This window comes from uncultured Pigmentiphaga sp. (genome assembly GCF_937950555.1).
GTDB lineage: Bacteria > Pseudomonadota > Gammaproteobacteria > Burkholderiales > Burkholderiaceae_B > Pigmentiphaga.
On sequence record NZ_CALFCW010000030.1, the window covers coordinates 328146 to 345399 of the forward strand.

Annotated in this window: 17 protein-coding genes; 10 read left to right on the forward strand and 7 right to left on the reverse strand. The window is 65.0% G+C overall.

The features are described 5' to 3' along the window. Positions 1-274 precede the first annotated feature (274 nt). The 3 genes from Q0319_RS08130 to greB are packed head-to-tail and all read left to right on the forward strand — an operon-like array spanning position 275 to position 2500. Positions 275-1087 (forward strand): alpha/beta hydrolase, encoded by an 813-nt coding sequence (locus tag Q0319_RS08130; protein WP_296470507.1) that lies wholly within the window; start codon positions 275-277, stop codon positions 1085-1087. Between the two features lie 2 nt (positions 1088-1089). Further along, positions 1090-1932, forward strand: coding sequence for a 3',5'-nucleoside bisphosphate phosphatase (locus tag Q0319_RS08135; protein ID WP_296470511.1), 843 nt, complete (start codon positions 1090-1092; stop codon positions 1930-1932). A 4-nt stretch (positions 1933-1936) separates the two neighbouring features. Continuing rightward, positions 1937-2500: a transcription elongation factor GreB gene (greB, locus tag Q0319_RS08140; RefSeq protein WP_296470514.1), complete on the forward strand. Its 564-nt coding sequence runs from the start codon at positions 1937-1939 to the stop codon at positions 2498-2500. A gap of 49 nt (positions 2501-2549) precedes the next feature. On the opposite strand, the gene Q0319_RS08145 is transcribed toward greB, so the two are convergent. The 4 genes from Q0319_RS08145 to Q0319_RS08160 all read right to left on the reverse strand — a co-directional run bounded on the left by Q0319_RS08145 (position 2550) and on the right by Q0319_RS08160 (position 6570). Beyond that, positions 2550-4802, reverse strand: a complete 2253-nt coding sequence (locus tag Q0319_RS08145; RefSeq protein WP_299451713.1) for a bifunctional (p)ppGpp synthetase/guanosine-3',5'-bis(diphosphate) 3'-pyrophosphohydrolase — start codon at positions 4800-4802, stop codon at positions 2550-2552. A gap of 93 nt (positions 4803-4895) precedes the next feature. Further along, on the reverse strand, positions 4896-5099 hold the full coding sequence (gene rpoZ / locus Q0319_RS08150; protein WP_087779272.1) for a DNA-directed RNA polymerase subunit omega: 204 nt from the start codon (positions 5097-5099) through the stop codon (positions 4896-4898). Between the two features lie 37 nt (positions 5100-5136). Further along, complete coding sequence (gmk, locus tag Q0319_RS08155; RefSeq protein ID WP_299451716.1) at positions 5137-5781, reverse strand: guanylate kinase; 645 nt, start codon at positions 5779-5781, stop codon at positions 5137-5139. Between the two features lie 87 nt (positions 5782-5868). Next, entirely contained in the window at positions 5869-6570 is a 702-nt protein-coding gene (locus Q0319_RS08160) for an ABC transporter substrate-binding protein (RefSeq protein ID WP_299451718.1), read from the reverse strand. Between the two features lie 222 nt (positions 6571-6792). On the opposite strand from Q0319_RS08160, the gene Q0319_RS08165 reads away from it, so the two are divergent. Then, complete coding sequence (locus Q0319_RS08165; RefSeq protein ID WP_299451720.1) at positions 6793-8652, forward strand: S9 family peptidase; 1860 nt, start codon at positions 6793-6795, stop codon at positions 8650-8652. A gap of 56 nt (positions 8653-8708) precedes the next feature. Here Q0319_RS08165 and Q0319_RS08170 read toward each other — a convergent pair whose 3' ends face one another. Next, positions 8709-9788, reverse strand: a complete 1080-nt coding sequence (locus Q0319_RS08170) for a VWA domain-containing protein (RefSeq protein ID WP_296464893.1) — start codon at positions 9786-9788, stop codon at positions 8709-8711. A gap of 269 nt (positions 9789-10057) precedes the next feature. On the opposite strand from Q0319_RS08170, the gene Q0319_RS08175 reads away from it, so the two are divergent. The 5 genes from Q0319_RS08175 to Q0319_RS08195 all read left to right on the forward strand — a co-directional run bounded on the left by Q0319_RS08175 (position 10058) and on the right by Q0319_RS08195 (position 14569). Next, entirely contained in the window at positions 10058-11071 is a 1014-nt protein-coding gene (locus Q0319_RS08175; protein ID WP_296464888.1) for a trypsin-like peptidase domain-containing protein, read from the forward strand. 22 nt (positions 11072-11093) lie between these two features. Then, positions 11094-12107: a MoxR family ATPase gene (locus tag Q0319_RS08180; RefSeq protein WP_296464883.1), complete on the forward strand. Its 1014-nt coding sequence runs from the start codon at positions 11094-11096 to the stop codon at positions 12105-12107. Beyond that, positions 12085-13080: a DUF58 domain-containing protein gene (locus Q0319_RS08185; protein ID WP_296464880.1), complete on the forward strand. Its 996-nt coding sequence runs from the start codon at positions 12085-12087 to the stop codon at positions 13078-13080. Before Q0319_RS08180 ends, Q0319_RS08185 begins: the two co-directional genes overlap by 23 nt. A gap of 15 nt (positions 13081-13095) precedes the next feature. Then, positions 13096-14151, forward strand: coding sequence for a VWA domain-containing protein (locus Q0319_RS08190; protein ID WP_296464878.1), 1056 nt, complete (start codon positions 13096-13098; stop codon positions 14149-14151). An 88-nt stretch (positions 14152-14239) separates the two neighbouring features. Beyond that, positions 14240-14569, forward strand: a complete 330-nt coding sequence (locus Q0319_RS08195) for a tetratricopeptide repeat protein (RefSeq protein ID WP_299451724.1) — start codon at positions 14240-14242, stop codon at positions 14567-14569. A 48-nt stretch (positions 14570-14617) separates the two neighbouring features. Here Q0319_RS08195 and Q0319_RS08200 read toward each other — a convergent pair whose 3' ends face one another. Further along, the gene (locus tag Q0319_RS08200; protein ID WP_299451726.1) at positions 14618-15427 is read right to left on the reverse strand and encodes a DUF72 domain-containing protein; all 810 of its coding nucleotides are present in this window, start codon (positions 15425-15427) and stop codon (positions 14618-14620) included. Between the two features lie 386 nt (positions 15428-15813). Here Q0319_RS08200 and Q0319_RS08205 point away from each other — a divergent pair, with 386 nt between their 5' ends. Continuing rightward, the gene (locus Q0319_RS08205) at positions 15814-16098 is read left to right on the forward strand and encodes a SelT/SelW/SelH family protein (RefSeq protein WP_296464869.1); all 285 of its coding nucleotides are present in this window, start codon (positions 15814-15816) and stop codon (positions 16096-16098) included. Between the two features lie 46 nt (positions 16099-16144). On the opposite strand, the gene Q0319_RS08210 is transcribed toward Q0319_RS08205, so the two are convergent. Beyond that, positions 16145-17065: a YicC/YloC family endoribonuclease gene (locus Q0319_RS08210; protein WP_296464865.1), complete on the reverse strand. Its 921-nt coding sequence runs from the start codon at positions 17063-17065 to the stop codon at positions 16145-16147. Positions 17066-17254 lie beyond the last annotated feature (189 nt).

The following is a 17254-nucleotide window of genomic DNA, read 5'->3' on the forward strand; positions in this document are numbered from 1 at the left end:
TTTAGGAGCTGGTCCGGCCAGATCGGCGGACGGGGTGTCTGCGTGATATAGCAATCATTACTGACCTGACCGGTAACCGCAATAACTTTGGTGCGGTCGCTGCCGGGCGAAACGGCCCGGGGGAGGGAGCGGCCGCGCGCATTTCAGCGCAATTGCCGTCTATTTGGGTTGAATTTCGATGTATAAGCCGCTCGTCCCGCCTCGGTCCGCCTACCTGGAAATTAGGGGTTTACGTCACTATTTTCGCCACTGGGGCGATCCGGGGGCGCCGCTCGTGCTGGCACTCCATGGCTGGATGGATTCCTCCGCGACGTTTCAATTCTTGGCTGATTTCCTGGCAGGCCGATTTCACATCGTTGCGCCGGACTGGCGCGGATTCGGCCGCACGGAGTGGGCGGGCACGGACTCCTACGAGGTGGGGGAATACCTGGGCGATCTCGACGCTTTCTGCCGCCATCTTTCGCCTTCCGCACCCATCGCCCTGCTAGGCCACAGCATGGGCGGCAACATGGCCATGCTCTATGCAGGCGTGCGCCGCGACCGGGTCGCCGCCGTGGTCAACCTCGAAGGCCTGGGCTTGCCCGCGGTGCCTCCCGAAGCGGTGCCTGCCCGGCTGCGGCAGTGGCTGGACGAGATCGCGGATCCGCCTACGTTGTGGGATTACCCTGACGTCCAAGCGTATGCGCAGCGCCTCCTGCGCGACAACAGCCGGCTCGACCCCGACAAGGCGGCTTTCCTGGCCGAGGAGAATGGCCGGGCCGCCGGCGGCCGCTGGAAGCTGCGGGCGGATCCCGCACACAAGGTCGTCAATCGTGTCGCCTATCGCCTCGAGGAGGTGCTCGCTTGCTGGCGGCAAATTGCCGCGCCGGTACTGTGGGTGGAGGCCGCCGGGAGCAGCGTGCGGGCAAAAATGCTCGCCCAGCCCGGCTATGAGCAACGCCTCCAATGCGTTGCGTCATTGCAACGGGTGGTGGTGGATGACGCCGGCCACATGCTTCACCAAGAGCGGCCGGCAGAGGTGGCGCAATTGGTCGCAGATTTCCTAGGGCCGTTGCTATTGCCACGCTGCACCCGTCCTACAATGTGAGCATGGAGAACGCCTTGAACGTCGACCTGCATTGCCACTCGCAAGTCTCGGACGGGATGCTCGCGCCCGGGGAACTGGTCGCACGCGCCCATCGCAATGGCGTCGACGTGCTCGCGCTTACCGACCATGACGAAATCGGCGGCCTGTCGGAGGCGGCCGAGGCGGCGCGCGAACTGGGCTTGCAGTTCGTGCCGGGCGTGGAAATATCGGTCACCTGGGCCGGAGAAACCGTTCACATCGTGGGCCTGCAGATCGATCCCGACGATGCCGCCCTCGCCGAAGGCCTGCGCCATACCCGTTCGGGCAGGGAGCGGCGGGGACGCGAAATGGCCGAGCAACTGGCCGCCGTCGGGATCCCGGGTGCATTCGAGGGGGCTTTGCGGCACGTGGGAAATCCTGAACTCATCAGCCGTACCCACTTCGCGCGCTTTCTCGTCGAGCAGGGGGTCTGCCGCGACGTCCCGGAGGTTTTCCAGAACTATCTGGTGGAGGGCAAGCCTGGCTACGTGCCCATGCGCTGGGCCGCTTTGCCCGATGCGATCAACTGGATACGCGGGGCCGGTGGCGTGGCAGTCATCGCGCATCCCGGCAGGTACCACTACACGCCATTGCAGTTCCAGGCGTTATACGAAGAGTTCCTGGGCCTGGGGGGCTGCGGCATCGAGGTGGTCACCGGCAGCCATACCCCGGAGCAGTACCGGGAGTACGCGGAGGTGGCTCGCCGATATGGTTTTCTCGCTTCGCGAGGCTCGGATTTCCACGGCCCGTCGGAGAGCCGCATCGACCTCGGAGTCCTGCCGCCGCTGCCCGCACATTTGACGCCGATCTGGCGCGACTGGTTTTAGTGTCATGAACAAGGCTTTTGTCAAAGAATCCGAGGGGCAGGAAGACGACGAACTGCCCGAGCATCTCGCCTTGCCCAGCGGGGTCAAGAACTACATGACGCCCGAAGGGTATGCACGCCTGCGCGGCGAACTGGTGCACCTGATGACGGTGGAGCGGCCGGCGGTGGTGCAGGTGGTTTCCTGGGCCGCCTCGAATGGCGACCGCTCGGAAAATGGCGATTACCTCTACGGCAAGAAACGGCTGCGGGAGATCGATCGCCGCATGCGCTTCCTTACCCGGCGACTGGACATCGCCGAGGTGGTCGACGCCTCCAAGCAACCCAACCGCGACCAAGTCTTTTTTGGCGCCACCGTCACCTATCTGGACAGCGCTGGCGAAGAGCACGTCGTGACCATCGTCGGCGTGGACGAGGCCGAGCCCCTGAAAGGCAGGATCAGCTGGATATCGCCCGTGGCGCGGGCGCTGCTCAAGGCGCGGGAAGGGGACACGGTCGTGCTGCGCACGCCGTCAGGGGTGGAAGAGCTCGAGATCCTAGAGGTGAAATACCCCGACCCCGCGCCCCAATAGCGTCGAAGGCCGGGCCGGGGCCACAAGGCCGGCTCCGCGGCCGCGGGGGTCAACCCTTGACCCGGATGATGCGTTGGACGTGGGGAACGCGCCGCAGGTAGCGGATGACCCGGGCCAGGTGCTGGCGGCTTTCGACCTGGATCGTGAAATGCACGGCCACGGTGGACGAGGCTTCGTCCTGCATGGATACGTGCGTGATGTTGGCGTCGGCGGCGGAAATCTCGGCTGCCACGCGTCCCAGGACCCCGCGCTCCTGGCGCAGCACCACGTCGATGCGCACGTTGAAATGGCGCGAAGTCTGGTCGTCCCAAGCCACGTCCAGCCAGCGCTCGGGCTCGCGGGCACGTTGGCGCCGGGCGTTCGGGCAGTCCTCGGTGTGAACGACCAGTCCATGCCCCATGCGGACATAGGCGACGATGGCGTCCCCGGGGATGGGCGTACAGCAAGGCGCCAGCTGCACGGCAAGGCCCTCGTTCCCCTGGATGCGGATGGGGGTGGCGGAACCTTGTTCGGCGTACCGATCTACTTGTTCGGCCGTGGTCGAAATCGGATCGCCTTCAGGCATGAAGCGCCGGGCCACCACGGCGGCCAGCCGCTTGCCCAACCCAATGTCGGCCAGGATCTCTTCGCGCGAACGGGCGCCGCTGCCACGCGCGAGCTTGTCCCAGATCGGGTCCGAAGCGTCGGGCATGGACATGTTCATCGACTTCAGCGCCTGCGCCAGCAGCCGCTCCCCGAAGGCGACCGATTCTTCGTACTTGACGGTGCGCAGATAGTGGCGGATTTCAGAGCGCGCCTTGCCCGTACGTACGAAGTTGAGCCACTGGGCGTTCGGGCGGGAGTTCTCGGAAGTAATGATTTCGACGGAGTCGCCGCTCTTGAGCTCGGTGCGCAGTGGCACGAATTCGCTGTTGACCTTGGCGGCCACCGTCTGGTTGCCGACATCGGTGTGGATGCTGTAGGCGAAATCGATGGGCGTGGCGCCGCGGGGAAGCGAGATGATCTTGCCGCGGGGCGTGAAGACGTAGACGGCGTCGGGAAAGAGGTCGACCTTGACGTGTTCCAGGAACTCGTTGCTGTCGCCGGTCTGCCTCTGGATGTCGAGCAGCGACTGGAGCCACTGGTGCGTGCGTTTCTGAAGGTCGTTCAGGTTGACGTCGGCCGTCTTGTAAAGCCAATGCGCCGCTACGCCGCTTTCGGCCACCTGGTTCATGTCGCGCGTGCGGATCTGGAACTCCACGGGGGTGCCGTAGGGGCCCACTAGCGTCGTATGCAGCGACTGATAGCCGTTGACCTTGGGTATGGCGATGTAGTCCTTGAACTTGCCCGGTACCGGCCGGTACAGCTGATGCAGGGCGCCAAGGGCCAGATAGCACTCTGGCTGCGTATTGACCACGATCCGGAATCCATAGACATCGAGCACCTCGGAGAACGACTTCTTCTGGTCGACCATCTTGGTGTAGATGCCGTACAGGTTTTTTTCCCGGCCGTTGACTTCGGCCTCGATCCCGGCCGCGGGGAGGGCGGCGCGAACGGCTTCCTGGATCTTGTTTACCAGTTCGCGCCGATTACCGCGCGCCGCCAGCACCGCCTTGCGCAGCACCTGATACCGGCGCGGGTACATCGCTTCGAAGCAGAGCTCCTGCAATTCGCGATAGATGATGTTCAGGCCCAGGCGGTGGGCGATGGGCGAGTAGATCTCGAGGGTTTCCCGCGCGATGCGACGGCGCTTCTCCGGGCTGACCGCGCCCAGCGTGCGCATGTTGTGCAGCCGGTCTGCCAGCTTGATCAAGATGACCCGCACGTCGCGCGCCATCGCCAGCAGCATTTTGCGGAAACTTTCAGCCTGCTGCTCGGCCTTGCTGGCGAATTCGAGGCGATCCAGTTTGGAGAGGCCGTCGACCAGGTCGGCGACTTCGGCGCTGAAGCGTTCGATCAATTCCTGCTTGGTGACGCCCTGGTCTTCCATGACGTCGTGCAGCAGGGCCGCCATCAACGCGGGCGCGTCAAGCTTCCATGCCGCGCAGATCTCAGTGACTGCAATGGGGTGGGAGATGTAGGGTTCTCCGCTGGCGCGGAACTGGCCCAAGTGGGCCTGATCCGAAAAGCGGTAGGCTTCGCGGACCCGCCGGACATCTTCCGGGCTCAGGTATTGGGAAATCGTCTCTGCCAGGGGGGCGAAGGATACCCCGGCCGAAGTGGGCACCGGGTTGGCGTCGAAGTCGTGCGCCTGCGTGCCGGTCGTTGCGGGCGGTGTTCCTGGATGCGTCTCGGAACGGGTGGTAGAGACTGGAAATCCCATGGTCGCCTCAGAGGGAGCAGGGCGGCGTGGGCCGGCCTGCTCTAGGCGCTGCCGGCCCCAGTGCCGGCAGCGAGACCTGTCTGGTCTCGGGTATCAGGTGGGGACCTTTTTCAGCATTTCCAGCCCGGTCAGCCCGGCGGCCACCTCACGCAGTGCCGTGACGGTGGGTTTGTCCTTCGTGTCCAGCTTGGGCGCGTGGCCTTGGGCCAGTTGACGCGCGCGGTAGGTAGCCACAAGGGTCAGCTTGAACCGGTTGGGAATTTGCTTCAAGCAGTCTTCGACGGTAATACGTGCCATAAGTGTCCTTGAGCGCTATGCGTAACTGGATACGATATCAAAACGACTTAGCAGGCGTTTGCGGAATGCCCAACTGGGAAAATAAGTCGGCATGCCGCGCCGCCTGGGAACGAAAACGCAGCCTGGCGGCGGTAACGATGGTCGTCAGGTCTGCCAAGGCTGCGCTAAAGTCTTGATTAATAATAACATATTCGAATTCCGGGGCATGGGCGAACTCGCCTCCCGCTGCCAGCAGCCGGCGGGCAATGACATGCGGTTCGTCCTGTCCGCGTTGCTTCAGGCGCAATTCCAATGCTTCGATGGAAGGCGGCAGGATGAAAATGCCGATCGCCTCGGGGAACTTGGAGCGAACCTGGCGCGCGCCCTGCCAGTCGATTTCCAGCAAGACGTCGTGCCCGGCTTCGGTTTCGCGCTCGATCCAGTCCCGGGGCGTGCCATAGAAATTGCCATGCACTTCCGCCCACTCCAGCAGCGCATCCTCGCGGCGCATGCGCTCGAAGGTTTCCAGCGTCACGAAATGGTATTCCTTGCCGTCGGTCTCGCCCGGGCGCGGCGGGCGCGTGGTGCACGAAATGGACAAGCGGATTTCCGGTTTGGCCTTGAGCAAGGCGTTGACGAGGCTGGACTTACCGGCGCCGCTCGGGGCGACGACCATGAAAACGTTACCGGCGCGTGGAGGCATGAAAGTCGGGTGCAAAGACACTAGCATACCAAGTGCGGCGCCCCGGGCGCCCGACCGTTGCGAAAAACCCCCAGTTGCGGCCGGGTTTTAGCGGGCAGCGGGCGAGTTGGCCGGCACTTCCATTTTTTGGCTCCGGGTCTTGAGCGCCTCGATGATGGCGTCCACGCCACCCTGGGAGCCGATCGTAGAAAATTGATTGCGGTAGTTCTGGATGAACCAGACTCCCAATACGTTCAGGTCGTAGATTTTCCATCCCTGGTCAGTCTTCTCCAGCCGGTAGTCGACAGGGATCGGGTCGCGCTGGCCATCCGTGACGGCAGTGCGCACGACGACGTCCGTGGCGCCCGGTTCCGCCCGGAATGGGCGCATTTCGACGCGCGCCTGGGGCGTAATGGTCGCAATCGCGCCGCCGTAAGTACGCACCAGCATGTTCCGGAACTCCTTGACCAGGGCCGTGCGTTGTTCGGGCGAAGCGTTGCGCCAATAGCGGCCAACCGCGAGCCGGGTGGTTTTCTCGAAATTCACATAGGGCAGGATCAGCTCGTCGATGGCCTGGTTGATCTTTTCCGGCGAACCGCTTTTCAGTTCTTGGTCCTTGCGGATCCGCTCGAGCACGTTGTCCGCGGCCTTCTTGATCAGGACGTCCGGCCGGTCGTCCTGGGCGGGCGCCTGGGCCCGGACCTGGCCGCCGGCGAATATGGCCAGGGCGAGGACGAACAGCCAACCGAGCCACAAGGGAAGGAGGCGGGGACGAGCGAGGGTATGCGAAGCGGGGCGCGGATCTGGCATGGTTTCTCCTGAGCGGACGACGATCGTCGCCATTCTGGTTGGGCCTGGCGACAACGGGAACCGCGCTCGGCCCCGCCCGTCATCCATTCATGCATTGGAGCCCATATTCCGGCGCGATGTTCCGGAGGACTGAAACAGAATGCTGCGAGGAGGCCGCCGCCGAAAGCGTCCTTGCCCGTGATATGTTCGGAATCCTACCACCCACTTCCTGCGGACCGCGCCATGACATCGACCTCTACCCCGGCCATCCCGCTCGTCAAGCGCTACGACGTCCGGGATTTCTTTCGCAAGCCGGAGCGCTCCGCCTACCGCATTTCTCCCGACGGCAGGCACCTCGCCTTTCTGGCGCCTTTCCAGGGCCGGCAGAATGTCCACGTGCAGGCGCTGGGCGAGGACGGAGCGCCCGTCGGGCCGGCACGCGCCTTGACAGAGGAAACCGAACGCGACGTGCGCGGGTATTTCTGGAAAGGGCCGGCCCACATCCTGTATGCCAAAGACTTCGGCGGTGACGAGAACTTCCACCTGCTCTCGGTGCCCATAGACGGCAGCTCGGCGCCGACGGACCTTACCCCGTACGAAGGCGTGCGCGCCGACGTCGTGGACGAGCTGGTCGACGACGACGCCCATGTGCTGGTTTCGCACAACCAGCGCGACAAGCAGGTATTCGACGTGTTCCGGGTGAATGTCGCCACGGGCGAGGCGCAGCTCATTGCGCAGAACCCCGGCAACATCACGGGCTGGGCCACGGATCACGACGGCAGGTTGCGGCTCGCCATCGCGACCGATGGCGTCAACAACACATTGCTGTACCGCGATAGCGAGGCCGAGGACTTCCGGCCCATCCTGACCACGGACTTCAAGGAAACCGTCGCACCGCTGTTTTTCACCTTTGACAACCGGCGGATTTACGTCAGCTCCAATCGGGGGCGTGACAAGGCAGCATTGTTCGAGTTCGATCCGCACACGGCCCGCGAGGGCACATTGATCTTCGAACATCCCGAGGTCGATGTGTCGGGCCTGGCCTATTCGCATCGCCGCAAGGTGCTGACCGAAATCGACTATGTCACCTGGAAGCCGCAGCGGCGGGTGGTCGATCCGGTGATGGCCGAGATCTATGCCGACCTGGCTTCCCGCCTGCCGGGCTACGAAGTCGCCCTGCAGAGCGCGACCCGGGATGAAACCCGCTTCGTCGTCGCTGCATACAACGACCGCACCCAGGGCGCCCGTTATCTGTACGACGCCGTGTCGCGCAAGCTCACCAAGCTCGGAGATATCCAGCCTTGGCTGCTCGAGCGCGACATGGCCCCGATGAAGCCTATCCGGTATACGGCGCGGGACGGGCTCAAGATCGACGGCTATCTCACGCTCCCGGTAGGGGTGACGCCCCGCAACCTGCCCGTGATCGTCCATCCGCACGGCGGGCCGTGGGTGCGTGACGTTTGGGGCTACAACCCCGAAGTCCAATTCCTGGCGAACCGGGGCTACGCCGTATTGCAGATGAACTTCCGGGGTTCGACGGGGTACGGGCGCAAGTTTTGGGAGGCGTCGTTCAAGCAGTGGGGCAGGGCCATGCAGGACGACATCACCGACGCAGTCGAGTGGCTAAAGCGCGAGGGCATCGCCGATCCGGCTCGCATCGCCATTTACGGCGCGAGCTATGGCGGCTATGCCGTCCTGGCGGGCATCGCCTTTACTCCCGACCTGTACGCGGCCGCCGTCGATTACGTCGGCGTGTCCAATCTCTTTACGTTCATGAACACTATCCCGCCTTACTGGAAGCCGTTCCTCGATTCCATGCACGAGATGGTCGGCCATCCCGGGCGCGACGAGCAGCTGCTGCGCGAGAGCTCGCCGGTGTTTTTCGTGGACAGGATCAAGACACCCCTATTCGTGGCGCAAGGCGCGAAGGATCCTCGGGTGAACAAGGACGAGAGCGACCAGATCGTCGCCGCGTTGCGCGCGCGCGGGGTTGACGTCGAATACATGGTCAAGGAGAACGAAGGGCATGGTTTCCACAATGAGGAAAACCAGTTCGAGTTCTATGCAGCCATGGAGGCGTTCCTCCGCAAGCACCTGGGGTGAGGCGAAAGTCGGCGCAGCCTGGACGCAAGCCCGGCGCGTCCAGGCCGTGTGCGCGGCTAGGCGCGGCTGCGCTGGAACCACAGCATCGACAATACGCACGCAAGGGTCAGCAGCAATACCGCCGCTGCGCTGAGCAGCGCGCTGAGCTCGGTTTCCTTGCGCTCCATGGTGAACTTGGCGTTCAGGTTCCGGTACACGGAACTTAGGTCGGCCTCGGAGCTGGCGAGGAAATATTCCCCGCCCGTCATTTGGGCAATGGCGCGCAGCGTCGGTTCATCGAGCCGCGCGAAGAATGACCAGCCCTCGTCGCCAATGGGGGCGCCGCGCTGCGTCCCGAATCCCACGGTATAGACGCGCACCCCGCGCTCGGCCGCCATGCGGGCGGCGTCTAGCGGGTCCGGGCCCGTCGTGCGCCGCCCGTCGCTCAGGAGGATGATGGTGCCGGCGGTATACGAACCAGGGAGGACGGGCTGCGCCATTTTTTCCTTTTGTTTCTTTTTCGCCTCTTCCGCCGCCAGCGCCTGGTCCAACGGCAAGGGACGCCGGCCGGCGCGCACGGACGGCGTTTGGAAGATGACCGATTCCAGGTCTATGCCATCGTTGGGAAACAGCATGGAGAGCGCGAGGATCAGGCCGCTGCCGGTGGCGGTTGCACGCTGCAGCTGGAAGCGGTCGATGGCCTCGATCATGTCTTGCCGGTTGTCGGTCGGCGTTTGCACGACGGCGGCCGTGCCGGCGAAAGAAACGATGCCGAGCCGTACGTTGGATGGTAGCTCCGCAATGAAGCGCTTGGCCGCCATCTGGGCAGCCGCGAGCCGGTTGGGGGCGATGTCGGCCGCCTGCATGCTGCGCGATACATCGACCGCCAGCACGACGGTCAACGTATCCGAGGGCAGGGTGATGGTCGCGGTGGGGCGGGCGCAGGCGAGCAGTGCCGCCGAGGTCGCCAGCAGGAATAGCAGCGGCGGGATGTGGCGCCGCAGTCGCTGGCCGGCTCCGATCGCGGCTTTGGGAAGGCTCAAGCTGGCGTAGCGTATGGCCGTCTTCTTGCGGCGCGCCAGCACGTACAGGTAGAGGGCTACGAGCAGGGGGATGAGGAGCTGCAGCCAAAGAAGATCTGGCCAGAGAAACCGCATGAGTGCTCCTTGGCGCGCGGAAAGTACAACGGCACGGGCGTCTTTGCACCGGCGTCTTTAGTATGCCCATGAACCCTCGCGACGGTAAAGGTACTCGCGCATGGAGGCCGTTTAAGTGTTACCTTATTTTCGCCGGGCTCGTTGGGTGAACCGAGCGCGCCTGCGGCTGTCTGCCAGGAAGGGACCAGTTCTCCACGGGGGCGGGCAGGGCGGCACAGGGCTTGCTGCGCAGCCGCATTCCGTGAGACATGCCAAGCGGGAAGGTAGTGATGAAACGGGTTGCCTTATATAGCAGGACCCCCCGGCCGCGGCCGGCAGCGGCTGAAACGGATGCCGCGGCTGCCCCCCCCCGGCCGAGCCGCACCCGGCGCCTTTGGCGCTGGCTCGGACGCAGGCGAGATGCCTTATATGGCCTGGCCTTGCTCGTCCTGGCGGGCGGCCTCGTTTTCGTTTTGTTGCAACCGCAACCCACGCCGCTGACGCAGGAACACATCGACGCGGCCGTCCTGCACACCCTCGAACACAAAGACCTCCCGTCGCGTACGGCCAGGGCCGCCGAAGCCGTGAGGCAGTCGGTGGTGCGCATCCAGGGCTTTGCCGACGACGAAGGCAAGGCGGAGGAAGAGGCGCCCAAGGTTGCCCAGGGGCCCCGGGGCGGAACGAAGCCCAAGCCCGGCGGGAAATCCAAGGAGAAGGAGCGGGAAAAGCCGGCAGGCAAGGACGACGGCGGAAACGCACCCAAGCAGGAAGGGAGTGTCGGCTCCGGCGTGGTCGTCGTCGACACGGGCGTGATCCTCACCAATTTCCACGTCGTGGCCGGGGCCAAGCGCCTGAAAGTTACCTTTTTCGACGGTTATCAGTCCGATGCCGAGGTCGTGGCCATCCAGCCCGAGAAAGATCTCGCCGTCATCAAGGCCAAGTCGATTCCCGACGACCTGCCGGCGGCAACCCTCGGGTCCAGCCTGGACTTGGCGCCGGGCGACGAGGTGGTTGCGGTCGGATTTCCGTTCGGCATCGGTCCGTCAGTCTCCGCCGGCGTGGTGTCGGGCTTGAACCGAGAGTTCGTCTCTGCGGAGGGCAAACACGTGCTTACGCGGTTGATCCAGTTCGATGCCGCGGCCAATCCCGGGAACTCCGGCGGTCCGCTCGTGAACATGCGCGGTGAGGTCGTGGGGATCGTCACTGCCATCCTCAATCCGACGAATGCGGGCACCTTTGTCGGCATCGGTTTTGCTACCACCATTGAAAGCGCCGGCAGCGCCGTTGGCATGCCACCCTTCTGATCACCGAGACAGGACCGAACCCATGAGCGACAACACCATGAGCGCCATAGACAGTGCAAACCTGATGGAGCGCGTGCTTTACGAAGTCAAGCGAGTCGTGGTGGGGCAGGACCATTTCCTCGAGCGGGTCCTGGTTGCCATCCTCGCCCAGGGACACTTGCTCGTGGAAGGTGTGCCGGGCCTGGCCAAGACGCTGACGGTCAATACCCTGGCCAAGACCATACGCGGCACCTTCAAGCGCATCCAGTTCACGCCGGACCTGCTGCCTGCCGATTTGGTCGGCACGCGCATGTATAACCAGCGCACTGGGGATTTTTCCACGGTGCTGGGCCCGGTCTTCGCCAATTTGCTGCTGGCCGATGAAATCAATCGGGCACCGGCCAAGGTGCAGAGTGCCTTGCTCGAGGTCATGCAGGAGCGCCAGGTCACCATCGCCGGCGAGACGCACAAAGTGCCGTCGCCGTTCTTGGTGATGGCCACGCAGAACCCGATCGAAACCGAAGGGACCTATCCCTTGCCGGAAGCGCAGGTCGATCGCTTCATGATGAAAGTGATCGTGGGGTATCCCAGCGAGGAGGAGGAATTCGTGATCGTCGACCGGGTGACCGGGCCCCCGGTCGACGTGCAGCCGGTCGCGGTGACCGAACAGCTGGTGCAGCTCCAGAAGGAGTGCCGCAAGGTGTACGTCGATCCCGGCCTGGTGCAATTTGCGGTCAAGGTCGTCGCCGCCACGCGCCGGCCGGAGGCTTACGGGCTGGCGGACCTCTCCCGCTACCTGACCTTCGGCGCGAGCCCCCGGGCCACGATCGCCTTGATCGAGGGCGCGCGGGCCTTGGCGTTCCTGCGGGGCCGGCACTACGCGCTGCCGGAGGATGTCATCGACCTCGTGCCGGATGTCTTGCGGCATCGGCTGGTGTTGTCGTACGAGGCGCTCTCGGATGGCCTCGGCGCCGACCAGGTCATCACGCGCATTTTGCAAACCTTGCCGGCCCCGGAACGGCCATTGGAGACCCATGTTCGGGTTGCGGCGGTTTAGCAAGCCGGCCGGCCGGCCGGCCAACGACGCGGCAGCGTCTCCGGATCCGCTCAGGATCGATGCGGAGGAGCTGCTGCGCCGGCTCGAATGGACGGTCATCCGGCGCCTCGATGGCGCCCTCCAGGGCGATTACCGGACGCTTTTCCGCGGCTTCGGGCTTGACCTGGCCGATTTGCGCGAATACCAGCCGGGCGACGACGTTCGTCACATCGATTGGAACGTGACGGCCCGGTTGCAGACGCCCCACGTGCGGGAGTTCCAGGAAGACCGCGAAGTATCGGCCTGGTTCGTGCTCGATTTGTCGGGGTCGGTGGATTTCGGTTCCGGTGCCGTGCGCAAGCGGGCGGTGCTGACGGGCTTCGTCGGCGTGCTCGCCCGGTTGCTGACGCGCTACGGCAATCGCGTGGGCGCGGTGCTGTACGCGGGCAACGCGAGCAGCGCGATCCCAGCCCGGTCCGGACGCCGCCACGTGCTGCATGTCTTGCAGAAGGTGGGCGAGACGCGCGCGGACGGCCGCTCCGGCGAAACCAAGCTGGGCGAGCTCCTCGAGCGGGCGCAGGCGGCCATCGGGCGTCGATCCGTGGTGTTCGTCGTTTCGGACTTCATCAGCGCCCCGGGATGGGAGCGGCCGTTGGGCGTCTTGGCCCAGCGCCACGAAGTCGTTGCGGTCCGGCTCTACGACCCGCTCGAGCAAAGCATGCCGGACTTGGGGCTGGTCGTCTTGCAGGATGCCGAAACCGGCGAACAGTTGTTCGTCGATACGCACGATCCAGGCTTCCGTAAGCGTTTCGCGGCGGAAGCAGACAAGCGCGAAGCCGCGCTGCGCAAGGCACTGGCCGAAGCGGGCGTGGACTGCCTGGAGCTGGCCACCGACGATCGGCTGGACGAAGCCTTGTTGCACTTTACCCGGTTGCGGCGTCGACGCAGCCAGCTCGTGGGCGGCTTGAGCGGCATTTGGGCGCGGGACATCTAGACCGGGGCGCATGTCATGGTGAATCTTCCTGCCTTGAGCTTCCTTTGGCCCACCATGCTCTGGCTGCTGGTGCTTGTGCCGTTGCTGGGGCTGGCTTATTGGCGGTTGGACAGACGACGCCGCAGCGTCGCGGCGCGGTATCCGGCCCTGGACATGATCGGCCTCGGCAGGCGTCCTTCGGTGGTGCGCCGGTGGCTTCCTCCGTGCCTGCTCCTGCTCGGCCTGGCCGCGATGATCGTCGCGATGGCCCGCCCCCAGGCCCTGATGATGCTGCCTTCGCGGATCGAAACCGTGGTGCTGGCCATGGACATGTCCGGCAGCATGCGCGCGGATGACATCAAGCCCTCGCGAATTTACGCTGCCCAGCAGGCGGCCAAGGAGTTCGTCGAGCGCCAGCCCGCCAACGTCAACATTGCCGTCGTGGCCATCGCCGGAGCGGCGGCCGTGGTGCAGTCTCCGACCCGCAAACGGGAAGACGTGATCGCGGCCATCGAACGGTTAGAACCGCAGCGGGGTACGGCCTTGGGCAGCGGCCTGATCATCGCCCTGGCGACCTTGCTGCCCAATGCCGGCATCGACGTCGAGCGTTTCCTCGAGGGCGGGAGCATCCGCAAGCCGCCGGCTTCGCCGGACCTGGCCGCAGCGGGCCAGGCTGAGTCCGCCGTACCGGGTTCCTATGCCGCCGGGGCGGTCGTGCTGCTTTCCGACGGCCAAAACAATACCGGTCCGGACGCCATCAAGGCGGCCGAAGTCGCGGCCGGCTACGGCGTGCGCATCTTCACCGTGGGCATCGGCACGCCGGAAGGGACGACCCTGACCGCGGACGGTTGGTCTGCACGCGTGCGGCTGGACGAAGAGGTGCTCAAGAACGTGGCAGACATGACCGGCGCCCAGTACTTCCGGGCCGAGGACGCCAGCGAACTCAAGCAGATCTATCGTTCGCTGAGCGCGCGGCTGGCGTTCGACAAGCGAGACGTGGTGGAAATCACGGCGCTGTTCACGGCCCTGGGCGCATTGCTGGCGGTATGCTCGGGACTGCTTTCGCTTTGGTGGTACGGGCGGGTGCAGTAACGTTGGGAGAGCGGTCCCGGCAGGGATCGCCTTATTTGGCGCGCCCGGGCCGCCTGGCCGCAGTGAGGGGCCGCCGTCGAGGCCAGTCATGAACAAGGACAATTTTCTGAAGCTGATCGCCGCGGGCCGCGATAGTGCGCTGCTGCGGTTTACCTTGGGCAACCTGTACCTGGAAGAGGGCGACGCCGCGGCGGCCGCGGAACACCTGGAGCGCGCGGTGGCGTTGGACGCAAGCTATGCCGCCGCATGGAAGCAATTGGGCAAGGCACGTCACGCGCTGGGCCGCGACGACGAGGCCCGGGATGCCTGGCGCCGCGGCATCGAGGCGGCCACCGCCAAAGGCCATGTGCAGGCTGCCAAGGAAATGCAAGTACACCTGCGGCGGCTCGACAAATCCCGAGGCGAGGGGCGCCCATGAACGGGCTGCGCAACGCGATTCGGAGAAGACGGACCGCGGCGCCGGATTTCAGGAAAGCCGTTCCATCAATGCCATGGCGGCCGCCGGCGCCTTGGGCTTGAACCCGTTGATCATATAGATGAACACGTCGCGTTGCTTGGGTGGCCGGGGCAGGGGGGCAGCTAGCCTGCGGGCACCATCCGGTTCTTTGCCCGCGGCCCAGGCGCGGGCGCGAGCCGCCCAGGCATCGAGTTCCGCTGGCGCGTAGCCTAACTCAAGGCTTTCTTGCGCGGATTGCAGCCGGACGTATACGAACGGGGCGGTCACGTCATGCAACTGCGGCGTGCCGGCCTTGTCGGCGATCACGGCCGCCACGCCATAGCGCCTCAGCAAGTCGATGAATTCCGGGGTGGCGAAGCTCTCGTGCCGGACCTCTACCGCGTGGCGCAGGGCGTGCCCCTCATATTCGCTCGGCAGGAGCGCGAGAAAGGCGTCGAAGTCGTCGGGGTCGAATGTCTTGGTGGGAGGGAATTGCCAGTTGATGGGGCCCAGTTTTCCTTTGAGTTCGACAATGCCGCTGGCCAGGAATTTTTCGATCGAGGGCCCCGCTTCGGCAAGCACGCGGCGATTCGTGGCAAACCGTGGGCCCTTCAGGGCGAACACGAAATCTTCCGGCGTTTCGTCGCGCCAGCGGGCAAAGCTGGCCGGCTTCTGCGTGCCGTAATACGTGCCGTTGATTTCTATGGAGGTGAGGCGGCGGCTCGCATACTGCAGCTCCCGGCTCTGGGCGAGCCCGGGCGGATAGAAGGAGCCGCGCCACGGCTCGAATACCCAGCCTCCTATGCCTACGCGCACGCGGGATGTCGTTGAACGGGTCATGCCCCTCTCCACGAAACGTGGTCGCTCTACAATGCCGGCGTTCGTGACTGCCCGTGTGTCGGCCATGCCTTTGGATTCGGAACAGCTCGCCGCCTTTCGCGGTCTCGCCTCAGACTTGGATCGCATCGATGCAGCGGCTTACGCCGCCGCTGGGCGGGATCGACTCTCGCCTATTCTAGGCCTGGGCGGGCGTTCTGGCAGCGGGAGGACAAATACGAGCGCAGCCTGGCCACATCATTGCAGGTGGACGGCGCGCAACGCACGGTCCACCTGCACCCGCTGCCTCATCCTTCACCGGCGAACGCCCGGTGGAAAGCCCAGTTCCCGAGCTTGCTGAAGGCGAGGCTCGAGGCGCTGCTGCCCGTTGCCTAACGGAGAATTCGTCCATGCCTGCCGGCTCCCGACCTACCATCGCGATTACCTATTGCACCCAGTGCCAATGGCTGTTGCGCGCCGCGTGGATGGCGCAGGAGCTGTTGTCTACGTTTGGCACCGACCTTGGCCGGGTCGCGTTGGAGCCCGCTACGGGCGGGGTTTTCCAGATCCGCTACGATGGAGACCTCATCTGGGACCGCAAGGCGGATGGCGGATTTCCGGATGCCAAGACATTGAAGCAGCGCGTGCGCGACCGGCTGGATCCCGGCCGCGACCTGGGGCACGTCGACCGTTAGCCCAGGCCCGGAAAAGATCCCGCGGGCGCTGCATTGTGTTCACGCCTTACTCGATATTCTGCGCCTGCTCCCGCATCTGCTCGATCAGGAGCTTCAGGTCCATGGCCGCGCGGGTGACTTCCAGCCCGCCTGCTTTCGATCCCAAGGTGTTGGCCTCGCGGTTCATTTCCTGGAATAGGAAGTCCAGCCGCTTGCCGGCACTGCCTTTGTCGGCCTTCTTGCCCGTGCCGCCTTTGCCCAGCAGCTGCTTGAGCTCGGCCAGGTGGGAGTGTAGGCGGGACAGCTCTTCGGCCACGTCGATGCGCAGGCCGAACAGGGTGGCTTCATGCGCCAGGCGCTCCGACAATTCTTCGCCGCGAATGTGCTGGAACCCGCCCGGGAAGGCCGCTTCGATCGTGTCGCGCAGCTTGCGCGCCAGCCGTTCGCGGTATTCCTGCACCAATTGGGGCATCCGCTGTTCGACCTCGGCGACGATGGCTGCCACGGACTCGGCCCGGTCGGCGATCATGGCCGCAAGCCGCTCCCCTTCGCGGTCCCGCGCCGCCTGCATTTGCGCCAGCGCTTCCGAGGCAGCGCGCAGGGCGGCCTCGCGCCAGGTGTCCTCCGATTCTTCGGCGGCCTGGACGCCCGGCCAGGCGAGCAACTCGGCCAGGCGGGGCGGCTGTGCCTCCGGAAAAACTGCCTGCACCTTGCGGAACAGCGAAGCCGCCTGTTCCAGCGCGGCGACGTTGATGGAGTCCGGGTCGGCCACGACTCGGCGCTGGATGGTTGCGCGTACTTCGATCTTGCCGCGGGCCACGGCGTTGGTTAGGAGTTCGCGCAGCGAGGTTTCGAGCGTGCGCAGCTCGTCCGGCATGCGGAAATGCAGGTCGAGGAAGCGACTGTTGACGCTGCGCAGTTCGATGGAGATGGAACCGTGGTCGGTATCGGCGCGAGCGGCGCCGAAGGCGGTCATGCTACGGATCATGGGGAAGGCCTGTGAGAGCGTGGGCGGAGCCGACATGCACGGCGACGCGGCCGGGCGTGGGTCGGCACGAACTCGCATGATAAAACGGGCGAGGGGTCTTGGGGGTTGCTCGTACAATGTCTGGATCCGCCGGCAGCGCCCCTGGCGCTGTCGCATCGAGTCCGGCTCCGGCCGACTCGCCCATCGATC